The organism is Posidoniimonas polymericola, from assembly GCF_007859935.1.
Lineage (GTDB): Bacteria > Planctomycetota > Planctomycetia > Pirellulales > Lacipirellulaceae > Posidoniimonas > Posidoniimonas polymericola.
In genome coordinates this window covers 154,265-171,287 of sequence record NZ_SJPO01000013.1, presented here as the reverse complement: position 1 = coordinate 171,287, position 17,023 = coordinate 154,265, and the positions used below count along the sequence as shown (strand labels likewise).

The 17,023-nt window shown below is 60.7% G+C and carries 14 protein-coding genes and 1 tRNA gene; 9 read left to right on the top strand and 6 right to left on the bottom strand.

Annotated features, from left to right (window positions below; translation table 11 throughout):
• Positions 1–72: 72 nt before the first annotated feature.
• Together Pla123a_RS22035 and Pla123a_RS22030 are read right to left on the bottom strand one after the other, a co-directional pair.
• Complete coding sequence (locus Pla123a_RS22035; RefSeq protein WP_146591054.1) at positions 73–2,898, bottom strand: serine/threonine-protein kinase; 2,826 nt, start codon at positions 2,896–2,898, stop codon at positions 73–75.
• Complete coding sequence (locus Pla123a_RS22030) at positions 2,888–3,469, bottom strand: ECF-type sigma factor (RefSeq protein ID WP_146591052.1); 582 nt, start codon at positions 3,467–3,469, stop codon at positions 2,888–2,890. The genes Pla123a_RS22035 and Pla123a_RS22030 overlap by 11 nt, the downstream gene beginning before the upstream one ends.
• 207 nt (positions 3,470–3,676) lie before the next feature.
• Here Pla123a_RS22030 and Pla123a_RS22025 point away from each other — a divergent pair, with 207 nt between their 5' ends.
• The 8 genes from Pla123a_RS22025 to Pla123a_RS21995 all read left to right on the top strand — a co-directional run bounded on the left by Pla123a_RS22025 (position 3,677) and on the right by Pla123a_RS21995 (position 9,330).
• The gene (locus tag Pla123a_RS22025; RefSeq protein ID WP_146591050.1) at positions 3,677–4,495 is read left to right on the top strand and encodes a VWA domain-containing protein; all 819 of its coding nucleotides are present in this window, start codon (positions 3,677–3,679) and stop codon (positions 4,493–4,495) included.
• Between the two features lie 56 nt (positions 4,496–4,551).
• Positions 4,552–5,358 carry a MotA/TolQ/ExbB proton channel family protein gene (locus tag Pla123a_RS22020; protein ID WP_146591048.1) on the top strand — a complete coding sequence of 269 codons (807 nt, stop codon included), beginning with the start codon at positions 4,552–4,554 and terminating at the stop codon, positions 5,356–5,358.
• A gap of 30 nt (positions 5,359–5,388) precedes the next feature.
• Entirely contained in the window at positions 5,389–5,955 is a 567-nt protein-coding gene (locus Pla123a_RS24830; RefSeq protein WP_197528192.1) for a hypothetical protein, read from the top strand.
• Entirely contained in the window at positions 5,955–7,403 is a 1,449-nt protein-coding gene (locus Pla123a_RS22015) for a type IV secretory system conjugative DNA transfer family protein (RefSeq protein WP_197528191.1), read from the top strand. The genes Pla123a_RS24830 and Pla123a_RS22015 overlap by 1 nt, the downstream gene beginning before the upstream one ends.
• A 36-nt stretch (positions 7,404–7,439) precedes the next feature.
• Positions 7,440–8,051: a hypothetical protein gene (locus Pla123a_RS22010; RefSeq protein WP_146591045.1), complete on the top strand. Its 612-nt coding sequence runs from the start codon at positions 7,440–7,442 to the stop codon at positions 8,049–8,051.
• Positions 8,052–8,089: 38 nt separating this feature from the next.
• Positions 8,090–8,542 carry a hypothetical protein gene (locus tag Pla123a_RS22005; protein WP_146591043.1) on the top strand — a complete coding sequence of 151 codons (453 nt, stop codon included), beginning with the start codon at positions 8,090–8,092 and terminating at the stop codon, positions 8,540–8,542.
• Positions 8,543–8,563: 21 nt separating this feature from the next.
• Positions 8,564–8,827 (top strand): helix-turn-helix transcriptional regulator, encoded by a 264-nt coding sequence (locus Pla123a_RS22000; protein ID WP_146591041.1) that lies wholly within the window; start codon positions 8,564–8,566, stop codon positions 8,825–8,827.
• Between the two features lie 152 nt (positions 8,828–8,979).
• Entirely contained in the window at positions 8,980–9,330 is a 351-nt protein-coding gene (locus Pla123a_RS21995) for a DUF1580 domain-containing protein (protein WP_146591039.1), read from the top strand.
• Positions 9,331–9,504: 174 nt separating this feature from the next.
• Here the strand turns inward: Pla123a_RS21995 and Pla123a_RS21990 are convergent, their stop codons facing one another.
• The 4 genes from Pla123a_RS21990 to Pla123a_RS21975 form a co-directional block, all read right to left on the bottom strand.
• Positions 9,505–10,233 (bottom strand): hypothetical protein, encoded by a 729-nt coding sequence (locus Pla123a_RS21990; protein ID WP_146591038.1) that lies wholly within the window; start codon positions 10,231–10,233, stop codon positions 9,505–9,507.
• Complete coding sequence (locus tag Pla123a_RS21985; protein ID WP_146591036.1) at positions 10,226–13,333, bottom strand: hypothetical protein; 3,108 nt, start codon at positions 13,331–13,333, stop codon at positions 10,226–10,228. The genes Pla123a_RS21990 and Pla123a_RS21985 overlap by 8 nt, the downstream gene beginning before the upstream one ends.
• A gap of 417 nt (positions 13,334–13,750) precedes the next feature.
• A complete protein-coding gene (locus Pla123a_RS21980; RefSeq protein WP_146591034.1) occupies positions 13,751–14,992 on the bottom strand; it encodes a tyrosine-type recombinase/integrase in 1,242 nt (413 codons plus the stop codon).
• A gap of 146 nt (positions 14,993–15,138) precedes the next feature.
• Positions 15,139–15,212 (bottom strand) — tRNA-Met (locus tag Pla123a_RS21975).
• A gap of 303 nt (positions 15,213–15,515) precedes the next feature.
• Here Pla123a_RS21975 and Pla123a_RS21970 point away from each other — a divergent pair.
• A complete protein-coding gene (locus Pla123a_RS21970) occupies positions 15,516–16,997 on the top strand; it encodes a prenyltransferase/squalene oxidase repeat-containing protein (protein ID WP_146591032.1) in 1,482 nt (493 codons plus the stop codon).
• Positions 16,998–17,023 lie beyond the last annotated feature (26 nt).

The window sequence follows — 17,023 nt, the reverse complement described above, 5'->3', positions numbered from 1 at the left end:
GCAGGCTTAATTCAACCGCAAGCGAGAAGGATTTTTCTCAACGAAGCCGCGAAGGGTTGCCCCGATGCAAGATCATCGAATTGGAGCGAATTGAGAATCTGGGTAGACGCCCTGCGACGCAAGCGCCTGCTCGATAGCTCGTCGGACATCCAGGGTCGCCACCCGAAAGGTGCCGCTTCCAAACGGTCTGCCGTATCGATCGAGGTAAGGGATCTTGATCGTCTGGTAAGCGAGTGACGCGTTCTTGGGGACAGGGCGGCTCAAGACCGTGAGTTGAGTGAACCAGGCAGCGCCCTCTGGCAACTCGGCGTAGAAACCAACCCTGACGTTCTTGAGAGCCTGAACCAACTCTTCGGGAGCGTCGTCAGGCAGAGGGTAGTAATCGGTCAGGTTCTCAGGTTCTTGATTTTCGACAACCTCAGCGAAGACGTGGGCGTTTGTTTTGGGAAAGCCAGCCGGGGACGAAAGGAACTTGATTGGGTAGCCAGGCAGCGGATTGCTGTTCTGAAGCGAGTAAGTTGGTGTGACTGTTCCATCTTGGAAGCGACCTCGAAAGGAGACCTGCCGCCAAGTAGGGGGAACGCTGACACCGCCGTAGATTTCATTACGGAACGCGTACAGGGCGGGGATCCGGTAGGGGCGCCGCGAGAGGTCGAGGTCAGGGGCCTGTGAAGCCGGCGAGGGGTTCTTGAGAATAGAATTGGGGCTCGCCAAGTTCGGCTCTGAAATGACTGGACGCGAAAGGGTCAGTGAGTCAGCGGTCTTACCAATCTCGATGCGTTCGAGCGATGCTGCCACATCCGCCAGCACGCTGGGGACTAATGCATGCTCGCTGAACGATCCTATGTCTTTCTCCGGGTCGCGCGATTCGAGCTTGGCACGCGCCTCGATAGCCCGGTCGGCGTCTGAGGGAACACGTCGTCGGAAACGCCTCGGACCAGAAGAAGTGCCGTCAATGAAATCAATTTCCGTCCAAAGAGCCGTAAGCCCCTGCAGCCCGGCACTCGAAATGGAGAACCTTGCCTGCAAATCACGGGCGGCTGCGTCAATCTGAGCGTAGCGAAATCGGTGATCCTGTTCGCTATCCGAGCAACTCAACTCGATCAATGGTTCGCCAAGGGTTGAACCGAATCGAAAAGTCGTGATAAGCGGCGCGTAACGTTTCGCATATGCGTCGGAGATCGTCCAGCTCGCTTCATTCGCTCCAAAGCAACTGGCAATCTTGGCTTCCTGAATCAGGCTGTTAATCTGGCTCGTGGCGTCGCTCAGGACGGCATTAGAAGGGATCAGGTTCGTCAGGAACGGGCCTGCAGCGACTCTCTCTCGCCGCCCGCCTAATCGGATCGCCAGCCGACCGTCCTGCTTAAGGTCATTCGTTGACAATTCATCTTCATAGCGGCCGATGGCGGCGCGTCGCGGTGTGCGCCAAGGACGATCTCCGATTCGATACTCTAACGCGCCGGCGATGGGGTCTAGGTCTGGGGCGCAGGAGATCTGAAGAATGCCGACCCGGTGTTCAGAGAAGTCTCGCGTACCCCACGGCTTCGTGGTCTGCAGCGTTGAGAAGGCCTCCGCCTCAAAGCTCGACGTATCCAGAGCGGATAGCCGGATTCCCTCTCGATCTGCAGTGCGTTCAATCCAGCTGGCTTCCTTTTCGACGGGATCCGGGGTGGGGGGCTCAACCCAGGTTCCATCGGTGAGACCGAGACCTAGGGCTAGGGCTGCCGCCGCAGCCAAGGTCAGGGCAATCGCAGCAACGCTGCGTACCACTTTCACGCGTTTTGGTGCGACGACGGCGACGATAGCCTGTAAAGCGTCCGCAAAGTCGCCGGCTGAGCGATACCGCTGGTGCTGATCGATCGACATCGCTTTCAAGCATGCGCGCGTCAGCAGCTTTGGCCATTGCGAGTTTGTCTCCAATTGTTTCCGGTCATAGTCGCCTGCTGCCGCCTTGCTCAGCACACTCTCGCCACTGCGGCCTTCGAAGGGCGCCGCCCCGGTCCCCAGCCAATAGAGCGTCGCTCCGATGGAAAAGATGTCGCTCAGCTCTCCGTCCTGCTCTCCGTCGGTCGCCGCTTGCTCGGGCGACATGAAGGCGGGCGTGCCATGAAACTCGCGGAGCTGTGAGACCGGCCGCCCCCACCGGCTCCGCTCGATCGCCATGCCGAGGTCAATCAGCTTCACGCCGCCATGATCGTCGACCCAGACATTCGCCGGCTTGATGTCCCGGTGCAGGATGCCGTGCTCGTGGAGGTGCTCAACGACCCCGCATAGTTCGCTAGTGATCCGCGCTGCCTCTTCCGCGTCGGGGCGGTGCGTCCCGTAGCGATCCGCGAGGGTCTTCCCTTTCAAGTACGGCATGACAAAGTAAGCCGCCCCCTCGTGCATCCCCGAACCGATGACTGGTACGACGCCGGGGTGGTCGCACTCGCCGAGGATGCGCCGCTCGCGGAGCAGCAGTTCGTTGTGCTGGGGTGCGGTGCTCAGCTTGATCGCCACCGTGCTGTGAACGTCATCCTGCGCCCGCAGCACAACCGCTTGTCCGCCATCGCCGACGACTCGGATGACGCGGTACCCGTGCAGCTCCACGGGGAGGCGATAGGCCGAAGGCAACTCCGGATACGCCTCGCCCAGCTCGGTGGCCAGGCTCGGGTGGGCTAGCTTCAGCTCATGCAGCGTGGGCATAACCCGGTGCTGCTTGCGGTAGGCGTCGATCGACAACGGCAGAAGTTGGGTCAGCAGCGCAAACCGGACGTGTCTTGGCGCCGCTTCGAGCGACTCTTCGAGCGCTGCCGGACCACGCATGCCAAACCGGTCCTCGAATCCCTCAATCCAAATGCTTACCACGGCCTGGTCATCGGACGACAAAGCCGAGTAGTTCACCCGATCATCCGTCATCGCTGCCCTCACTGCGAGAAAGCGCGGCCCTGATCTTCTGAACCATCCGCTGCACTTGATGCTCGCTGAGGCCTAAGTCTTTGGCGATCTCAGCGTTGGTGAACCCCTGTAGCTTCAGGCGAGCAACCTTCAGTTGGACCTCATCCTTTAAGACTTCCACGAATAGCAGGTCGATCTCTCGCAAAAACGCGTCAACGTTTTTAGGTCCTAAGCCTGACGAAGAGATGCTTCCTTCTGGGCTAGTTCCGTCATCGGAGGGCGCTAACTCGCTGAAGCGGGCGGCCTGGTTCTTGAGTGACTTCTGGCTGTCTTTTGCGGCCTTGATCTTTTGGTTCAGCAAGAAACGCAGTTCGGACCAGAGCTCTTCAGAAGTAGAAAGCATCGGCCGCTGCCCTTCGGTCACCTGCCGCCAATACGTCCTCAGAGTGCTCGAAACGGTCTGGTCGGAGTCGACTGACCCCTTACGCATCCACCACATGGCCGAGCGGGCGATCTCCGACAAGCGGTAGATCAGCGCTTCCCACTGCTCCGGGGTGAGATCGCCACTGGGGGAATCATTGTCGCTGCTCATAGCCGGTGCTTCTTGGTTCTCAAAACTAGAAAGCCCCCAGTTTAGCGGGTTTCCCGCGGTGGGTCACTCAGTGGCTGCCACGGGCAATCCGTGTCGTTTTCTGAGATTCCGCGCGCAAACTTCGCTTCTGAACTCCCTATAGGCGTGTGGCAAGTCTTGGAACGCCAGGGCAGGCCCTGAGATCCACGCCGAACAGGGGAGATTGCAATGGGGAAACGACTACGACAGATCGCGAGCAGTGGAGAGGAAAGCTGGAGTGAGACCCTCAGCGACCTATCGCTGAGCATGGTCGGCATCCTGCTCATCGCGTTCACGGGCTACGTGCTGAAGTTCCAGAGCGTCAAGGAGGTAACGCAGGTAGAGACTCCACCCGTCCCTACAGAGGAGCCACCGCACGAGAAGCCGGAACTGATCGGCCTGAACGGCCCGATGACGAACGTCGTCTACTGCCTCGATCTATCGGGGAGCATGATCGGGCAGGGCGCTGCGGTCCAACGCTACTCCCAGTCGGAAGACGAGCTCAAGCGACGGTTCCAGGAGGTAAAAGAGCGGCTGAAGTTGATGGTGAGCAACCACCCGTTTGATCAGTTCACCGTAATTGGCTTCGGGGGTATGGCAAGCGACGGCAAAGTGCCCCGGCTCGTCACCACGTCGCCGCACCTTGCGGCCGCGTCGCCGTTCTCGCGGGCGGACGCCTGTCGGCATATCGACTCATGGCAGGCGGGAGGAGGGACCCCGACACTGCCGGCGTTGCAACGGGCCGTTTCACTGATCGGTGTCGAGCACATCGTGCTGCTTACCGACGGGCTCCCGACGCTCGAAGGGACCCAAGAAGACGTGCTCGCCTACGTCGGCGGTTCCCGGCGCCACCGCAGCTTCTCCTCGGCACTGCCGTCGCACATCGTCATCGACGTGATCGGCATCGGCGACCAGTCGGTTCAGCCCGACGAGGAGGCGCAAATGGCGCTGCTTACCTTTACCCGCCGTGTTGCGGAACTCACAGGCGGCTTCTTCCAAGCCTGGTAGCCGCTCCCGTTCGAAGTCCGGAAGGACTCTTCACCTTCTATCGAAAGGAACCCATCGTGCTTCAGAAACTGATTGTTGATCTGTTCGGACAGGGCGGCATTTTTGTCGTCGGCCTGGTGCTCGCCTACGTCATCTGGCAGTTCGGCCGTCGGATGGCGGACGTCCCTTGGCTCTTGGCCTTCGCGGCTTCAGTGATTGCCGTCGGCGGTTGTGTGATCTGGCAAGGGCACCTGCTCACCGATGAAATTCGGGGCAACGAGCTACCCGACCCGTTTGGGGTCTCTTACGCGATCCTCGCGTTGTTCGTCTCCGGACTGATCACGAACGCCAAGACCTTTTGGAGGGTTAGCCGTGAACTCAACGCCGAACAGACAGGCGACGCGAGCACGACTCGGCGAAACCTCCAGATCGTCCTTGAACAGCAGGGCGGATCGAAGCAGGCCGACGGTGAGGTTGTCGAGTTGGTCGATTCGCAGCTCGACAGCCGCGAAGACCTGCCCCGGTTGATCCGCAAGATGCTCCCCACGCTCGGCTTGGTGGGAACCGTGATCGGGCTGGCGATCGCGATGAACGAACTCGGCGGCGCCCTGAGCAAGGCCGTCGGCGATCAGGGGGGCGGTGTCGAAGACCTGATGCATTCGATGCAGGGCGCGCTGCAAGGAATGGGCGGCGCATTCGTCACGACGCTGCTCGGGGCGACCTTCGGCATGCTCTTGATGGTCCTCTCTACCCGCACGCGGCTGGTCATGACCCGGTTGATCGTTGAAGCGAAACGCCAGCTCGATCGCGAAGGCGATCAGCCACGCCAGCAACGCAAGCCGCCTCGTCCACCCCGGGGCTACTTCCGCCCCGAGGCGAACTAACCCCTAACCCAGGCAACGGAGGAATTCATCATGAGAGAGAAGTACGGCTGGCTGCTCCGGCACTACGGCGTGCAGCGTCTGCTGGCGATCGCTCTGGCCTGGCCAGTCTACCACGTCGCATGGTTCGCCCTGCAGCTCAGCGGCTACGGGCAAGAAGGCGCCTCGCTGTCGCCGGTGGAACGGCTCGCCAAGGGATCGCACGACGTGTGGCTTGGCTACTGGGTCGCAAGCGTTTCGATCCCGCTGCTGTGGCTCGCCAGTTACAAGCTCCCGATCGTAGAGGTGAGGTGGGGCTTTCGTCTGCTGGCTTTCATCTGGCTGTTCGACGGCGTCGCCGCCATTGCTGAGGGATTCGCCCGGATGCAAGGGATGGATGTTCACACGGTTGCTCTCGTGCTCCAGGCCTGGGCCGGCGGCGTGCTGCTGCCGATGGCGATCGGTTTTCTCCCATGGGGGCTGCTCGAGCTCTGGGAGTTCGTCTCGGGCCTGCCGCTGCTCAAGCGTTGGCGGTTCAGCGGTATCGAGGAACACGCCGAGTGGATCTCGTCTCGCAAGCTTCGCAAACACACCCGACCCCTGCCTGGGAGGACTCTCTGATGAAACGTTCCGGACACACGATCGACGGTCAGTTCATGGGAACCACGCTGTTTGAGCACGGCATCGGCAAGCAAGCGGTGGTGCTTAACGGCAACCATTACCTCACGCTAGCCGGCACCGGGGCGGGCAAGAGCATCACGAGCATCTGGCCCCAGCTGCTTATGGGGAGGTACTCCGGCGCAATCGTGATCTCCCCGAAGCCGGAGCACGCCCTGCTGGCTGCCTACCGCCACGCCGACCCGCGGCTCGTTGAGTTCGGCGCCCGTCTTCCAGGTCACATGACGAGCCTCGGCGTTGATCCCGGCCGAGCCAAGAAAACCCGTTTCCACTTCCCCAATAGCAGGAGCTTTGTGCTCGACCCCGGAGGGCAGACCAGGCAGTCAACGCACTGCTACACGTTCCTCAGCGACGTGGACTGCAAAAAGCCTGGCGCGGTTGGACGACTGCTGGCGATCGCGGCCGGTTCTTTCCCTGACAACCCGCGAGCCAACGATCCCTGGTTCACGAACGGCCCACGCACGGCGTTCGCCGCATCGTGCGGACACTTGCTGACAACGCCTAGGGGCGAGAACGAGCGGACGCTTCCCAATGCCCTTAAGCGCCTCATGGGCGTCGATCCCAAAACCGGCGTTGCATCGAGTGAAGCCCAGGGCGCCTACATCGCTGAGATGAAGGCCAATCCGGCGCTCGGCAACTTTATCCAGCTGGTCGCAACCTCAGTAGACCAACTCGGGGAGAAGGCCTGGGGAACGCTCAACAGCGAGCTGCAGACCAAGGGCGTTTGGATGCTCGACCAGACCATGGAGAAAGTGCTCTGCGGACCCTCCGACTTTCGCATCGACGAGATCGGCGTCGATGGCTGGCCGGTGACGCTGTTCGCAATCCCCCCCCGCGGCGAGAAGGCGGCCGACGCTTGGCTCCGCACGCTCTTCGAACTCGCCGGACTGGTGTTTCAGCAACGCCCCGACGCGCCGAAGCGGCCCATCCTGGTCGTCGCCGATGAGGTCGGCATCTGGGGCAAGAACGTGGGCAAGGTCCGCGAGTGGTTGGCGATCATGCGGGACAAGCGGGTGAAGCTCTGGCTGCACGCCCAGAACTATCCCCAAGTAATTGAGATGTACGGCGACGCCGGCGCTCAGCAGATCCTCTCCGCCTGCGTGCTGCAGGTGTTCGGCTGCAACGACCCGGCGACGTGCGAGATGATCGCTAAGAAGCTCGGCAAGAAGAAGATCAAACGCGAGGTGAACGGCCACGAATACCGTGAGTCGGTCGACCTGTCAGCCCACGACGCGATCGCCCGTGACCTGAGCCTCGCCTCGTCGCTGCAGTACGTCCTGGCGCCGAACCTGCCGCCGATGCGGTTGAACCGAATGGCGCACAAGCAGCTGGCGACCAACGACGGCGCCGCGTTCCAGGGGCTGCCGCTGAGCGGCCACTTCGAAGAGTAGTTCCCACTCGTTTCTCTCAACAACCAGGAGACCACGATGCCTTCCGACGACTTCCCAAACGCCCCCGACATGGGCCAAGAGTTCTCAAACAACCGCCTAACGCCCGCGCCAGACAAGGCGCCGGTTCAGCCTCCGCAGCAGCCAGGCCGCGACCCGAATCTCGATCACCTAGAGCTGACGCTCGACTACACACCCGGAGGCGAGTTGGAACAGGACGTCCACACCCAGCTGTCAAACCAGGGGCGCAGCGAGTACCTGAATCGCACTCAGCGTTCCGAGAAGCCTCCGGAGCAGCAGTACCTCGATCAGATTCAGGACCGGTTCAACAAGGAGGCGGAGCAGGAGGAACGCGAGCAGGAGGCCAAGCACCGCCAGGACGAACGCGATGCGAAACTGCTGAAGACGCTCGAAGAGAAGCAGCAGCAAGGGAAGGCCAAGGACGAGCTGAACGCTCACGTCCAGGGCAAGGACGCTCCCACGCATTCCCCAGACCCCAGTGATCGGAAGGCGTCCTCGTACGACATGCCCGACCACTCGGACCCTTCCGACACGCCTAACTCGCCACCCCCGAACGGCGGCGCACGGCCACGGCCAGGGCGCTCGGAGAGAAGCGGCCCTGACCGCTCGGGCGGCGGCCACGAACGGTAACTAACCCGATCCACCTGTACCAACCCAAGGAGAACCTCATGAACCCCGCTGTGAAAGAAATCTGCGAGAAGCTGCTCGCGATCCGCGAGCTTTGCCTCACCGAGACCACCGACCTCCGCACTCAGCTCGCCGAGGCGGAGAAGGAGCTGGAGCAGGTTGACGCGGCGCTGACCGCGATCGGCGAGAAGCCGTCAAGCAGCAAGAAGAAGCGTGCGTCCGGCAAGTCGCGTCTGCCGTGCGCCACGAAGGACGAGGTGCTGGACACCATCCACGAAGTCCTGCGTGAGAACGGCGAAGTGCCCGAGGACGACCTCAAGAGCCTTGCTGGCGAGAAGCTCCGTAAACGCGGCAAGAGCCTGTCGATGTTTGGTCGGTTGTTCGGCAACTGTCTCGACGACCCTTCACTCGAACCCGTGAACGGCAACCGCTACGCCCTCGCGGGCCAGGGGGCATCCGACGCCAAGACTTCCGCCCGCAAGGTTGGCTTCTAGCACTCGAACCAGGAGATTTCGATGGACAAGAACGACGAGAAACCGGCCGCTAGGAAGCCGCCGACCATCGGCGACAACGCCTGCCTGCTGGCCACGCCGACGCAGGTCGCCGAGATGCTGCAGGTATCGACCCGCACGCTCTGGCGGATGCGTGCCGCCGGCAAGCTGCCGGAGCCGGTCCGACTCGGCGCCGCCGTTCGTTGGCGTCGCGACGAGATTGAGCAGTGGGTGAGGGACGGCTGCCCCGCCCATTGCCGCAGGATCGATGGCTTTCGCAGTCGCTGACCACCACTCCAGCCCTCCCGCGCATCCTACGTTTCCGACTGAACGCGGCCTCACTCAAGACCGCGCTACCGGGTCCCGGGCTTCTTTCCTCTCACCATCCAATACCGAACCCGGCCATTGCTACGACACGGCCGACAACCAACGAGCCCAAAATGCCCGAATCGAAACTGCACGGCGAGAACCTGATTGCGATCCCCGATGTCCCGGATTACCTGCCGACCCGCCGTGGCAAGAAGCTACACATCTCCACGGTCTACCGATGGGTGCTAAAGGGCGCCCGCGGCAAGGTGCTTGACTCTGCAATGCTTGGTGGGATTCGCTACACGAGCCTCGAAGCACTGGAGAGGTTTCTTGGAACGCGTACGGCCGAACTGACTGAGATCCGGAGACAAGAGCGGGTTCGGGCGAGCCTCGATAGGCGAGGGCTCTCAAGCCCTAGAATACCTGAAGCACGACTTCCTGTGAGAGACGTCAGGAGAGACAATCCAAGGGTGCCTGACTAGTCGATCGACCGATCGACTAACCGCGGGCGCCGTCTCCAGGGAGGTGACGAGAGCTATGATCCGTCGAACGTGTTGGCACCCGGCGATAAAAACTCACTCCTAGCCGATAGATCAGTCTGAGAGAGCTACACGCTGATTCGACGTTCTAGAAAACTGGCGGCAGCGTAGAGGGACTCAATCCGGCAGCTCGCAAGCGCGCCGGATCCGTCTCACAAGCCGAACCACCTCTTGAAGGTCGTTCACATCTGCTTGCTCAAGAACATAGTCCCTCAAGAGGGGCTTCGAGGAATGCCCCCATCGATACCGTTCAAGATTGCCGTCGACGTAGTCCACGGAGCAAGTTGCCGACGCGCTCTCAAAGTAGACTTTCTGAATACGAAGCGAAAGCAAGTCTTCGACAACGACCTGCTTTCTCGCGCAGGCGTCGGGGTGATCCTTAGGATCGAGCGTCAAGATGTTGCTATCTCGTGCGTATCCTAAGTCCGCGAGTTTCGTAGCTGCCTCTAGACCCGCCTCATCATGATCGAACACGAAGACCAAGCCTTTGAATACTCCCAGTCTGAACACGTACAACTGCAGTTCGCGTGCGAGACGCACCATCTGAGAAACACCACCTCTCGCCGGATCGCCAGGACGACCAGGAGTAAAGATGCCGATACGCGCTCCATCTACGCCGGAGATTTCGGGGGGTATGGCTAACAAGTCCTTGCCGGACGCTTGCATGTGCAACTCGACGGCACGCTCAATGTAGCTCACATCTGTCCAGCCCTCGAACAGTACGGAAAAGATCGGAAGCTCTGGTAAAGAAAACTCACAGTCTAGGGTTGCTCTGAGTTGCGCGATCAGATCTTCACTGGAAGGGAGATCTTTAGCGCGGGGGGCGAGTTTCGCAATCCTACTCATTGCGTCGACCTCCCTCAGTCAAGGGTACAGCTTGCGGGCCGAAGTTTGTGAATTGGATATAGCAGTCGAGTTCTTCATTCGGGCTGATCCGGTCACGTCCAAATTGATAAGCACGGAACGCCACATCGACATTTCCCCAACCATTTGGAATACCGTAGGAGGTGCGTCCCACGTCAGAGACGTTCTTGACTATGATGAATGTCTTGAGTGGCTTGCTGAAATCGGCGCTGGGATCCCGAAGGTACTTCAGCTCGCCAGGGACTCTCGGGGCGGCGGATCGGCTAGCCATGTCAGCACGCAGCTCCTTGTAGATATCGGATCCTCTCTGCCTGGCCCGGTTGTCTCCTGCCTGAAATAAGAGGATCGCAAATTCCAGACGAAACTGCTGGGGCCACACAAACCTCGGGTCGCTATCCAGTTCTTCGAGCAGCTCCAGCCGACGGTGGAAGTCACGAGGCGACCGCCTGCAAACGACACGATAGAGCGAAGCTGAAGATCGCCATGTTCTTTCTTCGGGGACGATCCTAGTAAGCAGCTCTTCGGCCTCAGCTAATAGCGTCTGCTCTTCGTCTTCTCCAATATCGCCCATCAACGGCTGCAAACGCAGTTTAGCGAGCGCAACAAGAGCGGGTTCCGACCCCTCTGAAGCGAGCCGACTCAACTCATTGCTTGAATCGTCACCTTCAAGCATCGCAAATGCCTTCGCTAGCTCTTCCGTCGTCTCGTACTTACGATTGCCGGCCTCGTCTGCGTCCTGCTCTAGCTCAAGCATGCTGATCGCCTCGACAATCAGGCGGATGCGGGCTTCAGAGTCACCGATTTGTTGAGCCGCCGCTAGCTTGTGCCGGGCAAAGTTCTCTAGCACATAGGTGTTTTCAGGATCGAGAGCTTGGGCTTTCGAGTAGTATTCTTCTGATTGCGCCGAAAAGCGCTGCGCAGTTTCCTCTTCGCCACAGTTTCGTTCTAATCGTGATCTGGCACCTAGCGTGAGTGCCATGGAAACGTACAGGTTTAGTCGCGATTCAGGCCGCGACGAGTGCGCGGGCTTGATTTCGTAAAGGGCGTCGTCGAGGTGTTGCTCAGCGAGTGAAAGTTGCTCGCGCCGCATCTCGTCGGTCCATCGGCTGTCAGGTGGATCGACCGCTAAGTGTCGTCGTGCCTTCGCCACGTGGTGGTTGAAGACTTGGCTAGCGTCCCAGATCGCTGGCGTCGCACCTTGCAGGATCTCGACAACCCGGTCACGCGCTTGGTAGTTCCGTGGAGATTCCCTTGGATCGACCCGGAGCGCACTAGTGACCAAGTCTTCCATTAACGGAAGGCATTCTTCGGTCCCAGCCGCTGTGCGGGCTACTAGGCCGGACAAGAGGTGAAGCTCCATATCCAGAAGGCTAGTGCACGCTTCCATCTCTATAGCCGCGAGTGCATCCACATCCGCCTCTGCAATCCGGAGCAGTTCCTCGGCAATCAATGGATGTGCGTAGCTGAGTACTTGGCCGCCACGCTGCGCGGATCTGCGTAGACCAAGTGAAGAGTTGGCGAGTTGTATGTCTGTAGAGAGAGATATGGCGCCGTCTGCCTGGAGTAGTGAGATTGGCATGGGTAGGCGATGCTTCCCAAGCACCGCAATCTCGAGAAGAGCACGGTATCTGTGTGCGTCCCCGGCAACGAGCTCGCGGAGTTTGCCGGCAAGCCATTTTCTCAGGGATTGTTCAGTTGTTGGAATGTGAGCAAGCCAGAATCGCAACGCTACCCAGAAGAGGCTATGAGGTCCGGAAGCTTCCGGGCGAGCAGAGTCTCTGGTGAACCACCGCCAATCAGCCTCCGATCGCCTAGAACTGGCCGGCAAGAATTGTGAAAGGTGGGCTCCGATCATCAGGCCTTGATCAACCGTGACGCTATTCTCAAGCGTGTCGCCAATCTTGCGGTTTGCGCCCTGCGCTTTGCGGGTGGCCTCGGACCTCAGCGATCCTTCTGGTAACACGGCTAAGATTACCACGGATCGCATCAGGTTCTTCAAGCCGCTTGAAAGCCCACAGATCGACTCCCAGCAGAGCTGCGTATGTTGTGCGTCGAAGGCAATGATCCAAGGTATATCAGAAGGCGTCAGTCCCACATCGGTGACTCGCGACGCGGCTTGGGAGAGGAAGGCAGCGAGCTGCTTGAAGTCGATGGAGGTCGATGTCGTCCGGGCTATCAGAGCGGGGTATCCATCTCTCGCTAGGTTGAAGGCGAGCTGACGGAGGGTAGTTGTCGCTCCGCTCCCGTCGTCCGCAGGAAGCCATGCTGTGCATGACAGGGATGGACCTTCTTTCTCAAATCGCCTCAAGTACTTCGAAAGATTGCGTTCGTACTCAGGGTGTCTTGGGTACGGGATGCCTGACGCGTATGGGAGCCAGCTTTGAGTTGGGTCGGCAAGAAACTCTTGGAAGTCTTGAGCGGTTGGCTGCCGCTCCGCGAGTATCTCGTCGGCGGGAATGAGCTCGAACGCATTCGTGATTGGGTGGCTAGGGTCGATACAAGGTAGAAGATTGACTTCGGCCTTGCCGTCTCCGGATTTGATCAATATCGTTGCCTGACGCTGCCCTTCGTCAGGGCGCGTAGCTTCTTCGACTACTGTGGCGAAGCCTGCGGGATCTGTGTCCCAGATGAAGAGGCGACGTGAAACTGACTCGATCGCTGTCGGATCATATCGTGGTCGGCCGACCAGCACTAATTCACGAAAAGCGTCGGTCAGCTGGGCAGCTTGAAGAATGCCTGCGAGACCTTCGTCGCCAGCTACACCCAGCACAAATACTTCCTGGCCAGCAGGAGCCCGCTTGATCATTGACATCCGTGTCATCAGGCCGGTCGCATCCTGCGCGCTGTCTGGCCCTACCTTACCGTGCATTCCTCGCAGCCAATAGACTGGGAGGCGGTTCGAGGGAAGCGACTCCGGGCCCTCGTGCTCTTTGAAGAACCGCAATATTACATCATCGGATCGCAGCCGCATCTGTTCGACTTTGCTCTCAAGCGGGCTAGCAATATCGCAGAAGACAGCTGACCAGCCTTGGTGCAGAACGGCATTGAAGAGCGACTCCTGATTGCCACCGAACTCTTCCACGGCGTTAGGCCCGAGCCAGAGCAGTGCTTGACGCTGACGGAAGCGAGTCTTCCAGGAAGGGTCTGGCTTAGTGACAAGTGGGATCACTTGATGTGTCTCCGGCAAAACTTATGTGACGTGCGAGACGGCCTAGCCTGCACCTACAAAGTCGGGCGTCATTGTAAGCGACAGTTGATCCGCATAGAAAGGAGGCTGTGTTGTGAGCGGGTTATTCGGATCACTTCGAATGCGTTCGTCAAGCAGGGTCGGCATAGGTTTCTCGTAGTGTTGCGGCTGGCCTGACTTTTCTCGAAGTCGTAGTCCGCGCCTCGCACTCCCTCAGAATTTTCAGGCTTGTCGAATCGAGTGGAGTAGCTGTTCGTAAGAATCTTGGGCGCCAGATGCAGACGCACTGCTTTTCGCCTACTGGCGTCCGTTTCACCCGAGAGTCTTCGCCACTTGTTTAGCCAGGGATGCGTCACGCTCCGCATAGACCTGTGTAACATCGGCACTCTGGTGCCCACAGACCACCTGGGCTGCCTCCAGCCCGAACCGCTTCCGCACCTCGGTCGCCGCCGTGTGCCGCAGCCGGTTGGGCGACCACTTCGCAACTTCGGCCTTCTCCGCAGCCCGATTGACCGCCAGGCGGTAGCTGCCGGCGTCGTAGGGCGTGAGGGGGCCCCGCTTCACCGCGACCCGGTGGGCCCGATCAAGAACTTCCTGGAAGTCGGCGGCGGCGCCTTCCGCTCCTCGGCGGTGCTTCGCGATCCAGGTGGTTTCGGCGGGCACAAAGCAGTAGGCGTCTGCTTCGCGGTCGAGGTACGGCTTGAGGATCGCTTGAGCCTTCGGGCCGATCATCACCAGCCGGTTCTTATCGTGATGCTCGGTCTTGTGTGCGGCCGGCTCGTAGACCCAGACCTCTTCCGACTGGTCGATATCGAAGGGCCGCAGGGTGCAGACTTCACCGGGGCGGGTCCCGGTCAGGCGTTGGAACCGCACCATGTCGGCGACGATCTCGGGGGCGTGCTTGAGGGTCGCGTCGACGATCGAGTCGTCGATGACGGTCACCTTCTTCGTCTCGCGGGCACCGCTGCGGCCCTTCTTAAGACCGGCGACCGTTTGCAGGCCCTGGTGGACGAGGGGAGAGGCGAGCTCGTTCTCGCACGCCCAGGCGAACAGCCGGCGGATGCGGTTGACGTTCTCGTTGATGTACTTCCGCGACCAGTTGAACTCGGTGATCATCCGCTCCCGCAGCTCCTTGAGCCGCACGGGGCCGAATTCTTCCAGCTCGTCCTCCCCGTGGTAGCGGAGCAGGAGCCGCAGCATCTCGCTGACCTGCTCGCCTTCGCGGGTCACCTTGCCGTGCTTGACGTAGTACCCGTGGGCGTAGTCTTCGTAGAGCAGAGCGATCTCGTTGATCGTCACCGGGAGCCCGCGACGCCGGCGGGCCTGCAGCTCCTTGATGCTGATCTCGATCGGCTCGGGCTCGACCTCCGCCCGATCGGGGTGCTGCTGGAAGAGGCCGTCTCGCCACCGTTCGACCTCTTGCTGGTAGCGCTCGTGGCTACGCGGCGAGCCGAAGGGGCCTAGCTGGATGACCTTGCCGTGGACAGAGACCACGGCCTGACCGGTGCTCTTGTGCAGCCGGTACTTGGGGGGACGCTTGAGGAGTTTTGGCATGGCGGCTGATGATGCTGTTGGGAGCCAAAAGAGGTAGTCCTCAGGGTGTTACCCCTTTTGGTTACCTCTTTTGGGCCCTAGCAAGCCGCTCGGCCAGGCGTCCGGCCGGTATCCTAAAGCGTTTATTCAGCAGGACTTAGAAAAAATGGCGGGGGCCGGATTCGAACCGACGACCTCGAGGTTATGAGCCTCGCGAGCTACCTGGCTGCTCCACCCCGCGTCATTGGTGGTAGTCCTGAATAATAAAGGGCGATCGGCTTCTGGGCAACCGCTGTTGCAATATTGGTTTGGATTTTCGCGAAGCCATTCCAGTCGCGGGCGCCGGATGCGCCGGTTGGGGTGCTTCCGGGAGCTGGAGCGGTCTCCCTAAGTGCTTATGCGGTGGGATGTTCTGCTTGTCCCACCGGGAGCCAGCCGATAGATTTCAAGAGAGCAGGTCAACGGAGTTCGCTCGGCGATGCGATTCCAGTTTGCCGAAGGTTCCGGTTCTACTCCTTCTCCATCCTCGACAATGGCGCCCTGCATGGCGAGCGTGCCCCGGCAAACTGATGATGCCGCCGAGGGGGACGAAGTCCTTTCGGAGGGGCTCGACGCTGGGCATGGCTCGTTGGTTGACTTGTCGGGCTGGTTGCGGTTTTCGCCGCCGTGGCTGCTGAGCGCCCTGCTGCACCTGTTCGTGGTGCTGGTGCTCGGGCTGTGGCTTGTCTCGGGCAAGTCGGACAAACCCCTGGTGCTCGATGTGCAGTACGCCGAGGACGTCGGCGATCAGCTCCTCGAGGATCCGCTCGATCTCGAGATGGACAACCTGCTGGAGGAGGTCGATGAGCAGACCCTTTCCGTGACGCCGCTGCCGCCGGTCGACGATCCGATCGCGGCGCCCGAGCTGTCCCTCGTGGCGCCCAACCCGACCTTCTCTACTTTTTCGAGCAACGCCGACCAGGTGGGTGTGGCGCTCACCGGCCGCGAGCCCGGCATGAAGGCCGTGCTGCTCAAGGCGTACGGGGGCACCGAGTCGACCGAGCGGGCGGTCTTGGACGGGCTGAAGTGGCTCGAGCGGAACCAGAAGAAGAACGGCTCGTGGAGCCTGAAGGGACCCTACACCGACGGCGGCACGACCGAGAATGTCGAGGCGGCCACCGCCATGGCGCTGCTCGCCTTTCAGGGCGCGGGGTACACGCACAAGGACTCGGCCGGCACGGAGTTCTACGGCGTCGTGCGGGACGGTTGGGAGCGGCTGCTGCAGAGTCAAGACGACTCCGGCAACTTCTTCCGGGGTAGCGGTTTTAACCACGCGCTTTACACGCAGGCTCAGTGTACGATTGCGCTGTGTGAGCTGTACGCCATGACTCGGGACGAAGAATTGCAGGGATCGGCGCAGAAGGCAGTCGACTACTGTGTGAAGACGCAGTCTGAGTCAGGCGGGTGGCGGTATATTCCTCGGGAGGGCGCCGACACCTCGGTGACGGGGTGGTTTGTGATGGCGCTAAAGAGCGCTCAGATGGCCGGCCTCGATGTGCCAAGCGAGACCTTCTACAAGGCGGGGCTCTACCTCGATGCGGTCGCGCGGAACCAGGGGAGCCACTACGCGTACCAAAAGCGGGACTCACCGTCGCTGAGCATGACGGCTGAGGGGCTGCTGTGCCGGCAGTACTTGGGCTGGCGGCACGACGATGACCGGCTGCGGCGGGGCGTCTACTACTTGCTAGAAAATCGCCCCAGTTGGAGCACGGGGAAGCGCGACGTCTACTACTGGTACTACGCCACCCAGGTATTGCACCACATGGAGGGCGAAGAGTGGACCAAATGGAACAACGTCACACGGCAGCTAATCCCTGAGCACCAGGTCCGCAGCGGGCGCGAGAAGGGGAGCTGGGATACCAATATCGATCAGCGGCACGGCCGCACTGGCGGGCGTCTCTACACGACTTGCCTGTCGCTCTACATACTGGAGGTCTATTACCGCCACCTGCCGATCTATCAGCAGGGACTGCTGTCGGGGTTTTGACTGCCGGTCGTCACGGCGCGGCCCCG

Coding starts and splice junctions, on each gene's coding strand:
- Pla123a_RS22035 (WP_146591054.1), bottom strand. CDS start 2,898: ATGACGGATGATCGGGTGAACTACTCGGCTTTGTCGTCCGATGACCAG.
- Pla123a_RS22030 (WP_146591052.1), bottom strand. CDS start 3,469: ATGAGCAGCGACAATGATTCCCCCAGTGGCGATCTCACCCCGGAGCAG.
- Pla123a_RS22025 (WP_146591050.1), top strand. CDS start 3,677: ATGGGGAAACGACTACGACAGATCGCGAGCAGTGGAGAGGAAAGCTGG.
- Pla123a_RS24830 (WP_197528192.1), top strand. CDS start 5,389: ATGAGAGAGAAGTACGGCTGGCTGCTCCGGCACTACGGCGTGCAGCGT.
- Pla123a_RS22015 (WP_197528191.1), top strand. CDS start 5,955: ATGAAACGTTCCGGACACACGATCGACGGTCAGTTCATGGGAACCACG.
- Pla123a_RS22010 (WP_146591045.1), top strand. CDS start 7,440: ATGCCTTCCGACGACTTCCCAAACGCCCCCGACATGGGCCAAGAGTTC.
- Pla123a_RS22005 (WP_146591043.1), top strand. CDS start 8,090: ATGAACCCCGCTGTGAAAGAAATCTGCGAGAAGCTGCTCGCGATCCGC.
- Pla123a_RS22000 (WP_146591041.1), top strand. CDS start 8,564: ATGGACAAGAACGACGAGAAACCGGCCGCTAGGAAGCCGCCGACCATC.
- Pla123a_RS21995 (WP_146591039.1), top strand. CDS start 8,980: ATGCCCGAATCGAAACTGCACGGCGAGAACCTGATTGCGATCCCCGAT.
- Pla123a_RS21990 (WP_146591038.1), bottom strand. CDS start 10,233: ATGAGTAGGATTGCGAAACTCGCCCCCCGCGCTAAAGATCTCCCTTCC.
- Pla123a_RS21980 (WP_146591034.1), bottom strand. CDS start 14,992: ATGCCAAAACTCCTCAAGCGTCCCCCCAAGTACCGGCTGCACAAGAGC.
- Pla123a_RS21970 (WP_146591032.1), top strand. CDS start 15,516: ATGGCGAGCGTGCCCCGGCAAACTGATGATGCCGCCGAGGGGGACGAA.